The organism is Telluria sp. LT2P34 (assembly GCF_059685915.1).
In genome coordinates this window covers 12884-28494 of sequence record NZ_JCASIN010000003.1, presented here as the reverse complement: position 1 = coordinate 28494, position 15611 = coordinate 12884, and the positions used below count along the sequence as shown (strand labels likewise).

Below are 15611 nucleotides of genomic sequence, written 5' to 3'. Positions count from 1 at the left end.
CAGTTCAGGCCAGGCTCGCCGCCGGCGCTTCGGCTGGCCCGGCAGCCGGGCCCTCGGCAGCGGCCGCCTGGCGCGCCAGCAATGCGCCCACCCCCTCGGCCGGCAGCGGGCGGTGGAACAGGTAGCCCTGCGCTTCGTCGCAGCACATCGCGTCGAGGTCGGCCAGCTGCTCGGCGGTCTCGACGCATTCGGCGATCACTTTCAGCTCGAGCCGGTGCGCCATCGCCACGATCGTCTCGGCGATCGCATACGGCCGGGCGCGCAGGCTGGCGCCGAGGCGGCGCACGAACATGCCATCCATTTTCAGGATGTCGACAGGCAGCTCGGACAGGTAGTTCAGGCTCGAGTAACCGGTGCCGAAATCGTCGATCGACACCAGCACCCCGGCCGCGCGCAGTTCGTCCAGCACCTTGCGGTTCGCCTCGACGTCGTCGATCAGGACGCCTTCGGTGATCTCGAGGTCGAGGCAGCCCGGGGGCATGCGCGCCTCGCGCACGATCTCCATCACGCGCGCCGCCATGCCGGGGGAGCGCAGCTGGCGCGCCGAGAGGTTGACCGCCATCTTCACGGCGGGGAAGCCGGCCTCGCGCCAGGCCCGGTTCTGGGCGCAGGCGGTACGCAGCACCCAGTCGCCGATCGGCACGATCATGCCGGTTTCCTCGGCCAGCGCAATGAAGCGGCCGGGGGCGATGCGCCCGTAGGCCGGGTGCTGCCAGCGCAGCAGCGCCTCGACGCCATTGATGCGGCGCGTGGCCAGATCGACCTGGGGCTGGTATTCGAGGAAGAGCTGGCCGCGCGCCAGTGCATCGCGCAGGCCGTTTTTCAGGGCAAGGCGCTCGCTTTTCGGCTCGCAGGCGGCGCTTGAATACACCTGCACGCTGTTTTCGCCCCAGGCGCGCGCGCCGCGCATGGCGATGTCGGCGCGCTTGAGCAGCATGTCGAGGTCGCAGTCGGCCGCCGGATACAGGGCCACCCCGACCGATAGGGTGATGAAGCATTCGCGCTCGCCCAGCGTCAGCGGCAGCCCGAAGCGGTCGAGGATCTTTTCCACCACCTGGCGCGCATCGGTCTCGGCGCCCAGGTCTTCCAGCAGGGCCACGAACTCGTCGCCGCTCCAGCGCGCCACCGTGTCGCAATCGCGCAGGCATTCGCGCACCATGCGTCCTGCCTGCACCAGCAGCGCATCGCCGGCCTCGTAGCCGAGGGCGTCGTTCACTTCCTTGAAACCGTTGATATTCAGGAGCAGCAGCGCGACCAGGCGCCGGTTGCGGTTGGCCCGGTCCATCGCGTGGCGCAGGCGGTCGCGCAGCAGGCGCCGGTTCAGGAGGCCCGTCAACTGGTCGCAATGCACGTTGTCGAGCAGGCGTCCGACACTGGCGCCTAGGTCCTGCCGATCGGGCAAGGTGAATACCCCAGCTGCGCTGCCGCATGGCGCCAGCAGACCCTGGGCATCGTCGCGCCCATGGCATACCACGCGGTTGCGCCCGCTCGACTTGGCCAGGTAGAGCGCCTCGTCGGCACGCGCGACCGCATGGGCGACCGCTTCGCCCATGCGGTACTCGGCCACGCCGACCGACACCGTCAGCGCGATCTCGCTGCCGCCCTCGAGGCAACGCAGCTGCTCGATGGCGTCGCGCACCCGCTCGATCAGCACCAGGGCGTCGACGACCGGCGTCTCGGGCAGCATCAGCATGAATTCCTCGCCGCCGTAACGGCCGAAACAGTCGCTGCCGCGCACCTGCGCCTGCACGGTGCGGGCAAAGGCGCGCAGGACGGCGTCGCCGGCGCTGTGGCCCCAGGTATCGTTGACCCGCTTGAAAAAGTCGATGTCGAGCAGGCACAGGCAAAAAGCCCGGCCGTTGCGGTCGCTGCGTTCCTTTTCCTTGTCGATCAGGCTCATCAGGTAACGGCGGTTATGCACGCCGGTCAGCTCGTCGCGGATCGCCAGTTCGTTAATGGTGCCCAGCGCTTGCTCGAGCTTGACGAAGCCCTGGGTCTTGGTCAGCTCGACCAGCAAGGCGAACACCAGCACCACCACGAACAGCCCCAGGTGGCAGGCCAGGTAAAGCAGCGCCATGTTCGACACCGGATTGCCGGGCAGCGCATGGCCTGCGCCGGGCAGAGCATAGATCGCGATCGCGGCGGCGCAGCTCAGCGCCAGCCAGCACAGGCCGCTGGCGACACCGCCCAGGAACATCGCCACCAGCGGCGCCGTGATCAGCCAGCTCGCGGTCGGCGCGCCGATGCCGCCCAGGTGATAGCTCAGCCAGGTAAAGTTGAAGAACAGCGCGCACAGGAACAGTTCGCGCGCGGCGCGCACGCTGCCGCTGGCGCGCAGCAGCAGCGGCGAAGCCAGCATGCAGGCGCAGCACAGCAGGATCTCGAGCGCCGCCGCGCTGAAGCCCAGCAGATGGTAGGCGAGCGCATAGAAGGGTCCCACGGTGCCCGCCAGCAGCGCGGCGTTGACGACGTTTTCGGCGCGCAGGCGGGCAGCTGCCGGGCCGCCAAGGCAGTCGGCGGGAATGAACCAATGGGTGGCGGCCAGGTAACGGTCGCTCCACCTGGCGCAGGTGCTGTTCATGTGTGCTTGGTCTGGCCGCAAGCGGCCCCGGCGAGTGAGATCAAACGCCAGTGTAGGAAGCAAGTTTCCTACAGACTTTATTTTTGCGCAGACACAAGAACGAAAATCATGCAGCGCGCTTGACGGGCGAAGTTGTGGCGGGTCGGCGACACGGCACGTCGCGCGGTGTTTGCTGTGCTTGAACGCGGCTTGAAGGGTCGAGCCGCCCACCGCAGAGGGTGGCGGGCGGTCGGGCTGTGCGGGAACTTAATCGTTCTTGACGACGATGGTAGGGAATTTGCTGGTCATGTCTTTCGCTTTTTCCGCGACCTTGACCGCCACCTTGCGCGCGATGGCCTTGTACACGGCCGACACGGCGCCGTCCGGATCGGCCACCACGGTCGGGCGGCCCGAATCGGCCTGCTCGCGAATCGCCATCGTCAGCGGCAGCGCGCCGAGGAAGTCGACGCCGAAGTCGCGGCACATCTTTTCGCCGCCGCCCTGGCCGAAGATGGCTTCGGTATGGCCGCAGTTCGAGCAGATATGGGTGCTCATGTTTTCCACCACGCCGATGATCGGAATGCCGACCTTCTCGAACATTTTCAGGCCCTTGCGCGCGTCCAGCAGGGCGATGTCCTGCGGCGTGGTGACGATCACGGCGCCCGTGACCGGCACCTTTTGCGACAGCGTCAACTGGATGTCGCCGGTACCCGGCGGCATGTCGACGATCAGGTAATCGAGGTCGCGCCAGTTGGTCTGGTCGAGGAGTTGCTGCAGCGCTTGGGTGACCATCGGGCCGCGCCATACCATCGGCTCGTCCGGATCGATCATGAAGCCGATCGAGGACACCTGCACGCCGTGGTTTTCCAGCGGCTCCATGGTCTTGCCGTCCAGGCTTTCCGGACGCGCGTTAATCCCGAGCATGGTCGGCTGCGACGGACCGTAGATGTCGGCATCCAGGATGCCGACGCTGGCGCCCTCTGCAGCCAGCGCCAGGGCCAGGTTCACGGCGGTGGTCGACTTGCCGACGCCGCCCTTGCCCGAAGCGACCGCAATGATGTTCTTCACGTTCGGCATGGTCTTCAGGCCACGCTGCACCGCATGCGACAGGATCTTGACCTGCACGGCGACGCTGACGTTGCCCACGCCCGGGATGGTTTTCACGCCGTTCACGACCGCAGCGCGCAGCGCGGCGATCTGGCTCTTGGCCGGGTAACCGAGTTCGAGGTCGAGCGCAACATCGGCGCCGTCGACCTGGATGTTCTTGATGGACCGCGAGGACACGAAGTCCTTGCCGGTATTGGGATCGATAACCTTCGACAATGCCGCCTTGACGTCGTCCGCAGTGATGCTCATGTGTTTCTCCGAATGTGATGAGCGCAGTGTAGCAAAAAAAGCAGGATTTTCCTGCGCCGCGCTTTTATCCGATGACGCGAACCCGGCCACAGCCCCTGCTGGGATAGGTTCTTGCGGCTATCCACTGGTAAAATGGTTTCTTTTTTATCCTACCGAGCGTTTCGACCATGACCCGCAAGCTGTTCGTCACTACCGCACTGCCCTACGCCAACGCCGCCTTCCACATCGGTCACATGATGGAGTACATCCAGGCCGACATCTGGGTCCGCTTCCAGCGAATGCAGCGCGACGGCGACGTTCAGAGGCAGGTGCACTTCGTCTGCGCCGACGACACCCACGGCACGCCGATCATGATCGCCGCCGAAAAGGAAGGCATCACGCCCCAGGAATTCGTGGCGAAGATCGCCGCCGGCCGCGCCCAGTACCTGGACGGCTTCCATATTGCTTTTGACAACTGGTATTCGACCGATTCGCCGGAAAACGTCGAGCTGTCCCACGGCATCTACCGCCGCCTGCGCGATGCCGGCCTGATCGTCACCAAAACCGTCGACCGCTTCTTCGACCCGGTCAAGGGCATGTTCCTCGCCGACCGCAACATCAAGGGCGAATGCCCGAAATGCGGCGCGAAAGACCAGTACGGCGACAATTGCGAAGTCTGCGGCGCCGCCTACCAGCCGACCGAACTGGTCAATCCTTTCTCGGTCTTCACCGGCTCGACCCCGATCCTGAAGCCCTCCGAGCAGTATTTCTTCAAGCTGTCCGACCCGCGCTGCTTCCATTTCCTCAAGGACTGGCTGAATACCCCGGGCCGCCTGCAGCCTGAAATGGTCAACAAGGTCTCCGAGTGGCTGGGCGAGTCCGGCGAAAAACTGGCCGACTGGGATATTTCGCGCGACGCGCCCTATTTCGGCATCCCGATTCCCGATGCGCCGGGCAAATTCTTCTATGTGTGGCTGGACGCGCCGGTCGGTTACCTGGCGTCCCTGAAGAATTATTTCGACAGGCAGGGTCTCGACTTCGCCGCTTTCCTGAACGATCCCGCGTCCGAGCAGGTTCACTTCATCGGCAAGGACATCGTCTCCTTCCACCTGCTGTTCTGGCCGGCGATGCTGAATTTCTCCGGCCACCCGATCATCGACAAGCTGAAAGTGGCGGTGCACGGCCACCTGACCGTGAACAACGAAAAGATGTCGAAGTCGCGCGGCACCGGCATCTCGCCGCTGCGCTACCTGGAACTGGGCATGAATCCGGAATGGCTGCGCTATTACCTGGCCTTCAAGCTCAATGCCAAGGTCGAGGACCTCGACTTCAGCGGCGAGGATTTCGTCGCCCGCGTGAACAGCGACCTGATCGGCAAGTACGTCAACATCGCCAGCCGCTGCGCCGGCTTCATCGCCAAGAAATTCGACGGCAAGCTCGCTTCGGACCTGTCGGACAACGCCAAATCGTGGATCGCGAAAGCGCTGTACTTCCACGGCACGGCGCGCCAGGCGAATATCGCCGCCGCCTTCGAAGCGCGTGACTACGGCCGCGCACTGCGCGAGATCATGGAGATCGCCGACGTCACCAACCAGTTCGTCGACGAGAACAAGCCATGGATCCTGGCCAAGGACGAGACCAGGCTGGCCGAGCTGCACGATGTCTGCACCGCCGCCCTGATCCTGTTCCGCCAGCTCACCATCATGCTCTCGCCGGTGCTGCCGCAAGTGGCCGCGCGCGTGGCCGAATTCCTGGGCGACGCGTCCTTCAGCTGGGCCGACACCGAAGGCGAGCTGGTGCACAGCACGATGCTGGGCCGCAGCATCGGCGCCTACAGCCACCTGATGCAGCGCGTCGACGCCAAGATGGTCGAAAGCCTGTTCGACAAGCCGGCCGCGGTCGTGTCGGACGCCTCGCTGGCGGTCGCCGCCCTGGCCCCGGTTGACAGTGACGAGGACACGATCGAAGAACTCGCTCCCGAAATCACGATCGACGATTTCACGAAAATCGACCTGCGCGTGGCGAAGATCGTCAACTGCGAACACGTCGAGGGATCGAGCAAGCTGCTGCGCCTGACGCTCGACATGGGCGAAGGCCGCCACCGCAATGTGTTCTCGGGCATCAAGTCGGCGCACCAGCCGGAAGACCTGATCGGCAAACTGACGGTGATGGTCGCCAACCTGGCGCCGCGCAAGATGAAATTCGGCGTCTCCGAAGGCATGGTGCTGTGCGCCTCGGCGGCGGACGAAAAGACCAACCCGGGCCTGTACCTGCTCGACCCGATGCCGGGCGCGACTCCCGGCATGCGCATCCGCTGACACCCTTGCGGCGGCGTTATAATGCGGGCGTTCCCAAAAGAAACACGCTTTCAGACTAACGCCCCTTCAAACCCTTGATAGGTAGCCAAAAAAATGACCGAATTGTCTCCCCTCCGCCACATCCCGCAGGCCAACGTGTTTCGCAAGGGCGACGTCTTCGTCCTGTTCGGCGAATTGTTCGGCCGCGGCTATGTGAACGGCCTGATCGATGAGGCGCGCAAGGCTGGCATGACCATGGTCGGCATCACCGTCGGCCGCCGCGACGAGACCGGCGCCCTGCGCGCGCTCAACGCTGAAGAGCTGCTCGAAGCCGAAGAAAAGCTCGGCGGGCGCATCATCAATGTGCCGCTGATGGCCGGCTTCGACATGGACGCTCCCGAAGGCGAGCAGAACCCGACCGAAATGCTGTCCGGCGTGACCCTGAAGGGCTGGCAGGAAGACAAGCTGGACTGGGAAAAGATCGAGCGCTGCCGCGAAGCCGGCGTGCGCCGCTTCACCAGCTCGGCCGCCCAGGTCATGGCCGAGGTCGACAAACTGGTCCCGGCAGGCGCGAATGTCTTCTTCGCCCATACCATGGCCGGCGGCATTCCCCGGATCAAGGCGTTCCTCGCCATTGCCAACCGCATCTACAAAGGCCGCGGTGAGCGCTTCATGTCTTCGCGCGCCCTGCTCGACAGCGATCTCGGCAAGCTGATCCTGATGAACTTCGACGAAGTCAGCGCCAACACGCTGAAATACCTGATCGACGCCTCGAGCGCGATCCGCGAGCGCGTGACGGCCGCGGGCGGCGAAGTGCGCTACACGGCCTACGGCTACCACGGCACCGAGATCCTGATCGGCGGGCAGTACCGGTGGCAGACCTACACGAATTACACCCAGGGCTATGCCAAGATGCGCCTGGAAAGCATCGCCCAGGCCGCCTGGAAGTCCGGTGTGCTTGCCACCGTCTTCAACTGCCCGGAAATCCGCACCAATTCGTCCGACATTTTCGTCGGTGTCGAACTGTCGCTGTTCCCGCTGCTGACCGCGCTCAAAAAAGAAGGCGGCGGAGAATGGGCAGAGAAGCAATGGGCAATCTGCCAGGAACTTTTGGGCGAAGGCACTTCCCTGCAGTCGCTGCTCGACATGATCGAAGGCTATAACAACGACCCGACCAGCGCCCAGTTCCGCAATTTCGAAGCCTGGCCGATGGACAATACCCCGGCGCTGGCCGACGTCATGATCGGCACCTCGGAAGCGATTACCGACCTGCACAAGGACCGCAAGGCCCTGATCACCGATCACCTGTCCTCGCTCGTGCTGGAAGGCGCCGGGCCGCTGATGTTCCATGGCGCGTCGGAAAAAATTGCGCCGGTACTGTGGCTGAACCATGACATCATCGCGCGCCAGCTGAACGCGCTGCATCCTTGAACCCACATCGACTGACTACTTACTCTCATGCCTAAATTTAACGGATACGTGTCCGACCATACCAAGTTCATCGATGAACTGAAATCGACCACCCCTGGCATCGAAGAGCGCCAGCAGGAAGGCCGTTCGCTGCTGTGGGACAAGCTGCCGATCTCGCTCGACGAAGAAGAGCGATTGAAGCAGTCGCGCCTGCGCCAGGGGGCCTATCCCTACCAGAACAAGGTGTAAAGGCTGACGGGCATGCTGCCGGAACAGGCCGCGCCGGATGCGCCGGAAACATTGCCATCCGATCCCTCCGGCCTCGACGATGTCGCCGCCGCCGCCACGTTGGCGGCCACTGCGCGCCTGTACGGCGAGCCGCTGCTGCGCATGCCCACCGACCTCTACATTCCACCGGATGCGCTCGAGGTCTTTCTCGACGCTTTCGAGGGGCCGCTCGACCTGCTGCTCTACCTGATCCGCAAGCAGAACTTCAACATCCTCGACATCCCGATGGCGCAGGTCACCCTGCAATACCTGGTTTATGTCGAGCAGATCCGCAAGAGCAATCTGGAACTGGCTGCCGAATACCTGTTGATGGCTGCGATGCTGATCGAGATCAAGTCGAGGATGCTGCTGCCCAAGCGGCAGGACGAGCTGGTCGACGATGGCGGCGACCCGCGCGCCGAACTGGTGCGGCGCCTGCTGGAATACGAACAGATCAAGACCGCCGCGCTGACGCTCGGCACGCTGCCCCAGGAAGGACGCGATTTCCAGCGGCCATCGCTGCACGTGGAGCAGAGCCTGACGCCGGTCCTGCCCGTGGTCGACCCCTACGACCTGCAGCGCGCCTGGCTCGACGTGATCCGCCGCGCCAAGCTGACCCAGCACCACCGGATCGGGCGCCAGGAATTGTCGGTGCGCGAGCACATGTCGGCCATCCTGCGCACGCTGCAGTCGCAACGCTTCGTCGAGTTCGGCGAGCTGTTCGCAGGACAAGCGTCGGTGCCGATCGTCGTCGTGCACTTCGTTGCCCTGCTCGAGCTGGCCAAGGAAACCCTGGTCGAGATTACCCAGGCCGAACCGTTCGCGCCGATTTACGTGCGACTGGCATACTCGCCGGCATGAGCCAGCCAGACCGTCCAGCACATTTTCACTTTTAAGCCTCCACACACATGAAAATCATTACGACCATTGAGGAGCTGCGCGACCAGATGCGCGGCCAGCTGCGCACCGCTTTCGTGCCGACGATGGGCAACCTGCACGAAGGCCACCTGTCGCTGATGCGCTTGGCACGCAAGCACGGCGACCCGGTCGTTGCCTCGATTTTTGTCAACCGCCTGCAATTCGGCCCGAACGAAGACTTCGAAAAATATCCGCGCACCTTCCAGGCCGACGTCGAGAAGCTGGAAAAGGAAGGCGTGTATGTGCTGTTCGCGCCGACCGAGAAAGACCTGTATCCGGAACCGCAGGAATACCGCGTGCAGCCGCCGGACATGCTGGGCAATACCCTGGAAGGCGAATTCCGTCCGGGCTTTTTTGGCGGCGTGTGCACGGTGGTCACGAAACTGTTCTCCTGCGTCCAGCCGCGCGTGGCCGTGTTCGGCAAGAAGGATTACCAGCAGCTGATGATCGTACGCAACATGGCGCGCCAGTTCGCCCTGCCGACCGAAATCATCGGTGCGGAAACCTACCGCGCCGAGGACGGCCTGGCCCTGTCGTCGCGCAACATGTACCTGTCGCCCGAGGAACGCGCCGAGGCGCCGGCCCTGTACCGGGGCCTGAACTTCGTCGCCGACGAGATCCGCGGCGGCCACCTCGACATCTTCTCGGTCGAGCGCGAAGCGATGGCGCAACTGGCCGCACGGGGCTGGAAGCCGGACTATATTTCGGTACGCAAGCGCATCGACCTGCAGCCGCCCTCGGCCGGCGACCTGGCGCAAGGCACGCCGCTGGTCGTGCTCGCAGCCGCCAAGCTCGGCACGACGCGCCTGATCGACAACCTCGAAATCTGAGGCCATGCAGCCCATGACTACCGCCGTGACAGACCACCCTCCCCGTCCGCCCCGCAAGGGCGTGCCGCGCCCGGGCGACCAGCTGGCGCGCATCGCGCCGACCATGTCGCCGCATGAAATGCGCGACCCCTTCGACATCGGCGAAACGCTGGCGACGCTGGCCGAGTCGGGCGAGCCGATCACCATCTTCCCCGCCGGCCAGGTCGAGCCGCTGCTGGCGCGCATCGCCTCGGTCGATCCGGAAGAGCCGCATTTCGTGCTCGACATTGCCAGCGATGGCGTACTCGCGCCCGGCCGCGCGACTTTCGTCGCCGCCCTGGGCGGCAACGCCAAGCTGCAATTCGACCTCGACAGCGGCTGGGGCAGCGCGCCCGGCCAGCCGAACCTGGTGCCCGCCGTGTTCCCCGACACCTGCCTGGTCCTGAACCGGCGCGCCGCGCCCCGCCTCGACACCCCGGTCAACGGCAGCCATGCGGCCACGTTCACGCTGATGAACAAGCAATTCGAGTTGCCGCTATGCGATTACTCGGTCGGCGGCGTCGGCCTGCGCGCCACCCCCGAGCAGGCCGCCGAGCTGCACCTGGGCCGCAAACTGAAAGGCGTGCACCTGCAACTGGGCCCGGCCTTGGCGATCGTTGCCGACCTCGAGATTCGCCTGCTGCGGCCTTTCCGCAGTTTTCTATTGGGCGAGCAGGTGCAAGTCGGCTGCAGCATCGACAACATCGAAATGCAGATGCGGCAGACGCTGGAGCGGCTGGTGACGTCGAATCGGGGGCGTTGAGCGCGCCGGGTGTTCAGGCGGTGCTTGAACGCGTGAGCGGCAGAGCCGCCCACCCTACAGTCAAGCTCGACGTAGGGTGGGCGGTCCCCCGCTCACGCGTTCAATGCCCACATGAACAGCACAAACCCTACTGCGTCACCGCCTGCGCCCAGGCCAGCGCCGACAGGTGCGCCTTGTTGACATCGTAGGGAGTCAGGCCGAGCGACTCGGCCAGCGAGCCGACCAGGTTCGAACTGAGCTCGCAGGCTTCCGCCAGGGCCAGATACTGCCCGTACATGCCTTCGCGGCGCAGCAGGGCGCGCACGACTTCGGGTGGCAGCGGGATGGTTTCCAGCACTTGCTGCATCGGCAGGCCGAGCAGGCGGTCGAGCAGGGAAAACATGCCGGCGACGAACAGGTTTTCGCCCTCGCCTTTCGGCAGCGTGTGCAGGCCGAGCAGCTCGGTCAGGCGGCCGCGCACCACGGCCGTTTCCATCAGCACCGGCGAATAGCCGCTTTCGCTGGCGCCGGCCAGCAGCAGGGTCAGCCAGCGGTAGAGCGGCGCATAGCCCATCAGGCTGATGGCCTGGCGGATCGACTGCACGTCGCGCCCGGCGCCGAAACCGGCCGAGTTGATGTTGCGCAGCAGCTTGTAGGTGAGTGCCGGGTCGCGCTTGAGCACGCTTTCCAGCTTGGGGATGTCCTCGTTGTTCTGCACCATCTGCATCAGCTGCAGGATGATGGTCTGGCCCGGGTTCAGGCCCGTGACCGTGTTGCCGGGGCGCGGCGTCAGGTGCAGCTTGCCCACGAAGGCGTCCAGGCCGAGCGTGGCGCAGGCGTCGTAGTCGATCCAGTTGCTCACCGGGCGGCCCAGCATGCGCAGGTTAGATCCCTTCGCCGCCGCATAGCTGCGCGCCTGCTCGGCCACGTTGATGCCGGCAAAGCGCATCTCGACGTGGGAGGCGTACGGCGCCAGCGCCTTGGTGATGTGTTTCGGTTCCAGCCCGCGCAGCGAGATGCCGACGCCGCCGGTGCGCACGGCCTGGATCGCGGCGCGCGATTGCGGGTCCATCAGGTGGCGTGCCTGCAGCGACAGCACGGTGTGCTCGGGCGGCAGCGCGAACAGCGCGTCGGTCGAGAGCATGGCCGGGACGGCGTCGAGGTAAAGCTGCTTGTCGCGCAGCAGCCAGCCGTGCTCCTCGTGCTGGACGTGCTCGGCAACGAAGCCGACCAGGGTTTCCAGCTCGGCGTCGGGAACCGGCAGGCCGCCCCGCTGCCACAGCAGTTCGTAACCGATGACCCGCTGCGCAGAATCGAGCAGCGGTTCGCGAACAATGTAATTAGTGTGTTGCATGGATACAGTCGCGAAAAAAACAGGGCGCCTAAGAAAATGCTCAGGGCAAGGCGCGTCGTCGAAGACAGTACGCTAGTACGGCGAGACGATGCAACGCCGTCATGAGGGTTTTATTAGGCGCTCCTAGAAGCCCAGGCTGTCGAGGAGGTCGTCGACCTGCCCCTGGTTCGCCACGACTTCGACGTTGCCCTCAGGCTTGATCTGCGGCCCGTTCAACAGGCCATTGTCGAGGTCGCGCTTGATTTCGCTCGGGGCGAAATCGATCAGCACCTGCACCAGCTGTTTTTCGAGGTCTTGCGCGATCGAGGTGATCTTGCCGATCACCTGGCCCGTCAAATCCTGGAAATCCTGGGCCAGCATGATGTTCATCAGCTCGGCGCGGGTGGCCGTTGCCGCCCGCTCGTTTTCCGCCATCGCCTTGACGCTGCGCTCAGCCAGGGCTTTCCAGTCCGACTCGCCGGCCGTACCGCTGTCGAGCAACGCCTGCCAGGCACTGCCGATCTCCGCGCTGCGGCTTTCGATCGCGTCCTGCAGCGGGCTGGCCGTGTCGGTCGCGTCGAGCACGCGCTTGGCGGCCTGCTCCGACAGCCGCGCCACATAGTCGAGGCGGTCGCGCGCGTTCGGAATGTCGCTCGCCGCTTTTTCAACCAGCTTGTCCAGGCCCAGGCCGCGCAGGCTGTCGTGCAGCGTGCGCGTCATGTGGCCTACCCGGCACAGCACTTCCTCGTGCGACACTGCCTCGGCGCTTGGCTGGAGCATGATTACGCCTTTTCCATTTTCTCGAAAATCTTGTTCAGCTTTTCGTCGAGCGTGGCCGCGGTGAACGGCTTGACGACGTAGCCGCTGGCGCCGGCCTGGGCCGCCGCGATGATGTTTTCCTTCTTCGCTTCGGCGGTCACCATCAGCACCGGCAGCTTGGCCAGCGCCGGATCGGCACGAATGTTCTGCAGCATGGTCAGGCCGTCCATGTTCGGCATGTTCCAGTCGGAGACCACGAAGTCGAAAGTCTCGCTGCGCAGCTTGGCCAGCGCCATGACGCCGTCTTCCGCTTCGTCGACGTTCGCGTAACCCAGTTCCTTCAACAGATTCCGGACGATGCGGCGCATCGTCGAGAAATCGTCAACAACCAGGAAACGCATCTTTGGATCTGCCATGAATTACTCCGTTGATTCTCTTACTTTGGTTAGTGTGGCTTGAGTCAAGCAAGCTCAAGTCTAGCAGTTTTGTTGCCGTACGGCGATAAAAGCGGCGGAAAAGAGTCGATCCGGATCAAACACGCAACGCTCGGCCGCCGTGCGCCGCCATATGGCCGAGCACGAGTCCCGGCAGCGCCGTCAAGGGGGCCACTTCGTGGGCGGCGCCGATGGCAATGGCTTCGCGCGGCATGCCGAAGACGACGCAGGACGCTTCGTCCTGGGCGAAATTCTGCGCGCCTGCGTTTTTCATTTCCAGCATACCAGCAGCGCCGTCTTTTCCCATGCCCGTCAGGATCACGCCGACGGCGTTCTTGCCGGCCGCCAAGGCTGCCGAGCGAAACAGCACGTCGACCGAGGGCCGGTGCCGGTTGACCGGCTCGCTTTGCTCGATCTTGGTCATGTAGTTGGCGCCGGAGCGGGTCAGCAGCAGGTGCGAGTGGCCCGGAGCGATGTAGGCGTGGCCGGGCAGGACACGTTCGTTGCCGGCCGCTTCGATCACGCGGATCTTGCACAGCGAATCGAGGCGGCGCGCGAACGAGGTCGTAAAACCTTCCGGCATGTGCTGGGCGATCAGGATGCCCGGGCAGTCCGACGGCATCTGCATCAGGAATTCGCGGATCGCCTCGGTGCCGCCGGTCGAGGCGCCGATGATGATCAGTTTTTCCGACGAAGTCAGCGGGCTGCGCAGCTGCGGCAAGGCGGTCGTCGGTGCGGAACTGGCGCTGGCGCGCTTGACGCGCGCCTTGGATGCGGCGCGGATCTTGTCGGCGATCAGCTCGGTGTACTCGCGCATGCCGGCCTGGATCGACAGCTTCGGCTTGGTGACGAAATCGACGGCGCCCAGCTCCAGCGCGCGCAGCGTGATTTCCGAGCCGCGCTCGGTCAGGCTGGAGACCATCAGCACCGGCATCGGACGCAGGCGCATCAGTTTTTCCAGGAAGTCGAGGCCATCCATCTTCGGCATCTCGACGTCGAGGGTCAGCACGTCCGGGTTGTGTTGCTTGATCAGTTCGCGCGCGACGAGCGGATCGGGCGCCGTGGCGACCACTTCCATGTCCGGCTGCGAATTGACAATCTCGCTCATCACGCTGCGGATCAGGGCCGAGTCGTCGACGATCAGGACCTTAATTTTCATCGTCATATCCCAGGTTGTCAGAACAAATCGATCTCGCCGCCGACCGGCTCGACCTTGAGCCGCTTGGCATAGTCGAGCTCGCGTTTGGCGAGCGTGTCGTTCCGGGTTTGCATGAGTTTCTTGACCAACACCTTGCCCGTGCGCGGGAAGAAATACACCTTGCGCGGATGGATGTCGTTCAAGTCTTCGGCCAGCACCGGGATGCGTTCGGTTTTCAGGAACTGCATCACGAAGGCGGCATTGCGTTCGCCCACATTCATTGCCGTGAAGCCCCTCAGTACGGCGCCGCCGCCGAACACTTTCGCTTCCAGGTGCTCGCGCCGCGCGCCGGCTTTCAGCAGGTCGTTGATCAGGATTTCCATCGCAAAGGTGCCGTAGCGCATCGAGGCCGATACCGGACTGCCGGCGTCGCCGCCGCCGTCGGGCAGCATGAAGTGGTTCATTCCGCCGAGACCCGTGACGCGGTCGCGGATGCAGGCCGACACGCAGGAGCCGAGCACGGTCACGATCAGCATGTTGCTGCCAGTGTAGTAATACTCGCCCGGCAGGATCTTCGCCGCTTCGCAATCGAAGGTGCGGTCGTAATAGACGTTGGTGGCGAACTGGTGATTGGGATGCATGAGGGAGTGCCCGAGCCTGGCGCTAGCCGCGACCTTCGTTAAGTTCGTAGACTGTCTTGCCGCGCAGACGCAGCGAGTTGGAAACGTAGAGGAAATTTTCGGAATGGCCCGCGAACAGCAGCGCGTGCGGCTTCATCAGGGGCACGAAGCGCGCCAGGATCTTGCGCTGCGTTTCCTTATCAAAGTAAATCATCACGTTGCGGCAAAAAATGGCGTCGAAGGGTTCCTTCAAGGCCCAATTCTCGCCAAGCAAGTTCAACTGGCGGAAGGTGACCAGCTGGCGCAGTTCCGGCCGCACGCGCACCATGCCTTCGTGCCGTCCCTTGCCGCGCAAGAAAAAGCGCTTCAGGCGCTCGGGCGCCAGTTTTTCGATCCGGTCGAGCCCGTACATGCCTTCGCTTGCCGTGGCCAGCACACTGGTATCGATATCGGTGGCGATCACCCGCACCGGCGGGGTCAGGGTATCGAAGGCCTCGCACAGCGTCATGGCGATCGAGTACGGCTCTTCGCCGGTGGAACTGGCCGAGCACCAGATCGTCAAAGGCGCGTTCGCACTCACATTCTCGCGTCCGCGCACGGCCATCGCATGCTCGGCCAGCAGCGGAAAATGGTGGGCTTCGCGGAAGAACGAGGTCAGGTTCGTCGTCAGCGCATTGGTGAAGGACTCCCACTCCTCCTTCATGCGGCCCGCTTCGAGTTCGTCGAGGTAGGTGGCGAAGGACTGGATGCCGGTCGCGCGCAGGCGCCGCGCCAGGCGGCTGTAGACCATTTCCTGCTTGCTGTCGGCCAGCGAGATGCCGGCACGGCTATAGATCAGGGCGCGCACGCGCTCGAAGTCGGCGCGCTTGAAGTCAAATTCCTTGACCGTATCGGATTTCTGTAACGGCACTGTGGTTTGCCTTCATTGTTGCCGGCCAGAGGGGCCGGCG

14 protein-coding genes are annotated in these 15611 nt (G+C 64.2%); 6 read left to right on the top strand and 8 right to left on the bottom strand.

Translation table 11 applies throughout. From position 1 onward, the window contains the following. Positions 1 to 4 precede the first annotated feature (4 nt). Both AC56KZ_RS10740 and apbC read right to left on the bottom strand, forming a co-directional pair. Positions 5 to 2581 (bottom strand): bifunctional diguanylate cyclase/phosphodiesterase, encoded by a 2577-nt coding sequence (locus AC56KZ_RS10740; protein WP_497162165.1) that lies wholly within the window; start codon positions 2579 to 2581, stop codon positions 5 to 7. A 246-nt stretch (positions 2582 to 2827) separates the two neighbouring features. Continuing rightward, entirely contained in the window at positions 2828 to 3916 is a 1089-nt protein-coding gene (gene apbC, locus AC56KZ_RS10735; RefSeq protein ID WP_497162164.1) for an iron-sulfur cluster carrier protein ApbC, read from the bottom strand. Between the two features lie 167 nt (positions 3917 to 4083). Between apbC and metG the strand changes: the two genes are divergently transcribed. The 6 genes from metG to AC56KZ_RS10705 all read left to right on the top strand — a co-directional run bounded on the left by metG (position 4084) and on the right by AC56KZ_RS10705 (position 10398). Further along, positions 4084 to 6213 carry a methionine--tRNA ligase gene (gene metG, locus AC56KZ_RS10730; RefSeq protein WP_497162163.1) on the top strand — a complete coding sequence of 710 codons (2130 nt, stop codon included), beginning with the start codon at positions 4084 to 4086 and terminating at the stop codon, positions 6211 to 6213. Between the two features lie 93 nt (positions 6214 to 6306). Next, a complete protein-coding gene (locus AC56KZ_RS10725) occupies positions 6307 to 7623 on the top strand; it encodes an enoyl ACP reductase FabMG family protein (RefSeq protein ID WP_497162162.1) in 1317 nt (438 codons plus the stop codon). 48 nt (positions 7624 to 7671) lie between these two features. After that, entirely contained in the window at positions 7672 to 7851 is a 180-nt protein-coding gene (locus AC56KZ_RS10720) for a DUF3460 family protein (protein ID WP_497162161.1), read from the top strand. 12 nt (positions 7852 to 7863) lie between these two features. Then, positions 7864 to 8730 carry a segregation and condensation protein A gene (locus AC56KZ_RS10715; RefSeq protein ID WP_497162160.1) on the top strand — a complete coding sequence of 289 codons (867 nt, stop codon included), beginning with the start codon at positions 7864 to 7866 and terminating at the stop codon, positions 8728 to 8730. Between the two features lie 47 nt (positions 8731 to 8777). Further along, positions 8778 to 9617 carry a pantoate--beta-alanine ligase gene (gene panC, locus AC56KZ_RS10710; protein ID WP_497162159.1) on the top strand — a complete coding sequence of 280 codons (840 nt, stop codon included), beginning with the start codon at positions 8778 to 8780 and terminating at the stop codon, positions 9615 to 9617. Positions 9618 to 9642: 25 nt separating this feature from the next. After that, a complete protein-coding gene (locus AC56KZ_RS10705) occupies positions 9643 to 10398 on the top strand; it encodes a PilZ domain-containing protein (RefSeq protein ID WP_497162158.1) in 756 nt (251 codons plus the stop codon). A gap of 127 nt (positions 10399 to 10525) precedes the next feature. On the opposite strand, the gene AC56KZ_RS10700 is transcribed toward AC56KZ_RS10705, so the two are convergent. The 6 genes from AC56KZ_RS10700 to AC56KZ_RS10675 all read right to left on the bottom strand — a co-directional run bounded on the left by AC56KZ_RS10700 (position 10526) and on the right by AC56KZ_RS10675 (position 15571). Continuing rightward, positions 10526 to 11731, bottom strand: coding sequence for an EAL and HDOD domain-containing protein (locus AC56KZ_RS10700; RefSeq protein ID WP_497162157.1), 1206 nt, complete (start codon positions 11729 to 11731; stop codon positions 10526 to 10528). Positions 11732 to 11854: 123 nt separating this feature from the next. Next, a complete protein-coding gene (gene cheZ / locus AC56KZ_RS10695; RefSeq protein ID WP_497162156.1) occupies positions 11855 to 12490 on the bottom strand; it encodes a protein phosphatase CheZ in 636 nt (211 codons plus the stop codon). A gap of 2 nt (positions 12491 to 12492) precedes the next feature. Next, a complete protein-coding gene (cheY, locus tag AC56KZ_RS10690; protein WP_379785642.1) occupies positions 12493 to 12885 on the bottom strand; it encodes a chemotaxis response regulator CheY in 393 nt (130 codons plus the stop codon). A gap of 115 nt (positions 12886 to 13000) precedes the next feature. Then, complete coding sequence (locus AC56KZ_RS10685; RefSeq protein ID WP_497162155.1) at positions 13001 to 14062, bottom strand: protein-glutamate methylesterase/protein-glutamine glutaminase; 1062 nt, start codon at positions 14060 to 14062, stop codon at positions 13001 to 13003. Between the two features lie 17 nt (positions 14063 to 14079). Continuing rightward, positions 14080 to 14682 (bottom strand): chemoreceptor glutamine deamidase CheD, encoded by a 603-nt coding sequence (cheD, locus tag AC56KZ_RS10680; protein WP_497162154.1) that lies wholly within the window; start codon positions 14680 to 14682, stop codon positions 14080 to 14082. 22 nt (positions 14683 to 14704) lie between these two features. Next, a complete protein-coding gene (locus AC56KZ_RS10675) occupies positions 14705 to 15571 on the bottom strand; it encodes a CheR family methyltransferase (RefSeq protein ID WP_497162153.1) in 867 nt (288 codons plus the stop codon). Between the last annotated feature and the right edge of the window lie 40 nt (positions 15572 to 15611).

Excerpts from the sequence above, each read along its gene's own strand:
- cheY (WP_379785642.1), bottom strand. The coding sequence starts at position 12,885 with ATGGCAGATCCAAAGATGCGTTTCCTGGTTGTTGACGATTTCTCGACG.
- AC56KZ_RS10715 (WP_497162160.1), top strand. The coding sequence starts at position 7,864 with ATGCTGCCGGAACAGGCCGCGCCGGATGCGCCGGAAACATTGCCATCC.
- AC56KZ_RS10700 (WP_497162157.1), bottom strand. The coding sequence starts at position 11,731 with ATGCAACACACTAATTACATTGTTCGCGAACCGCTGCTCGATTCTGCG.
- cheD (WP_497162154.1), bottom strand. The coding sequence starts at position 14,682 with ATGCATCCCAATCACCAGTTCGCCACCAACGTCTATTACGACCGCACC.
- AC56KZ_RS10740 (WP_497162165.1), bottom strand. The coding sequence starts at position 2,581 with ATGAACAGCACCTGCGCCAGGTGGAGCGACCGTTACCTGGCCGCCACC.
- apbC (WP_497162164.1), bottom strand. The coding sequence starts at position 3,916 with ATGAGCATCACTGCGGACGACGTCAAGGCGGCATTGTCGAAGGTTATC.
- AC56KZ_RS10725 (WP_497162162.1), top strand. The coding sequence starts at position 6,307 with ATGACCGAATTGTCTCCCCTCCGCCACATCCCGCAGGCCAACGTGTTT.
- panC (WP_497162159.1), top strand. The coding sequence starts at position 8,778 with ATGAAAATCATTACGACCATTGAGGAGCTGCGCGACCAGATGCGCGGC.
- metG (WP_497162163.1), top strand. The coding sequence starts at position 4,084 with ATGACCCGCAAGCTGTTCGTCACTACCGCACTGCCCTACGCCAACGCC.
- cheZ (WP_497162156.1), bottom strand. The coding sequence starts at position 12,490 with ATGCTCCAGCCAAGCGCCGAGGCAGTGTCGCACGAGGAAGTGCTGTGC.
- AC56KZ_RS10685 (WP_497162155.1), bottom strand. The coding sequence starts at position 14,062 with ATGAAAATTAAGGTCCTGATCGTCGACGACTCGGCCCTGATCCGCAGC.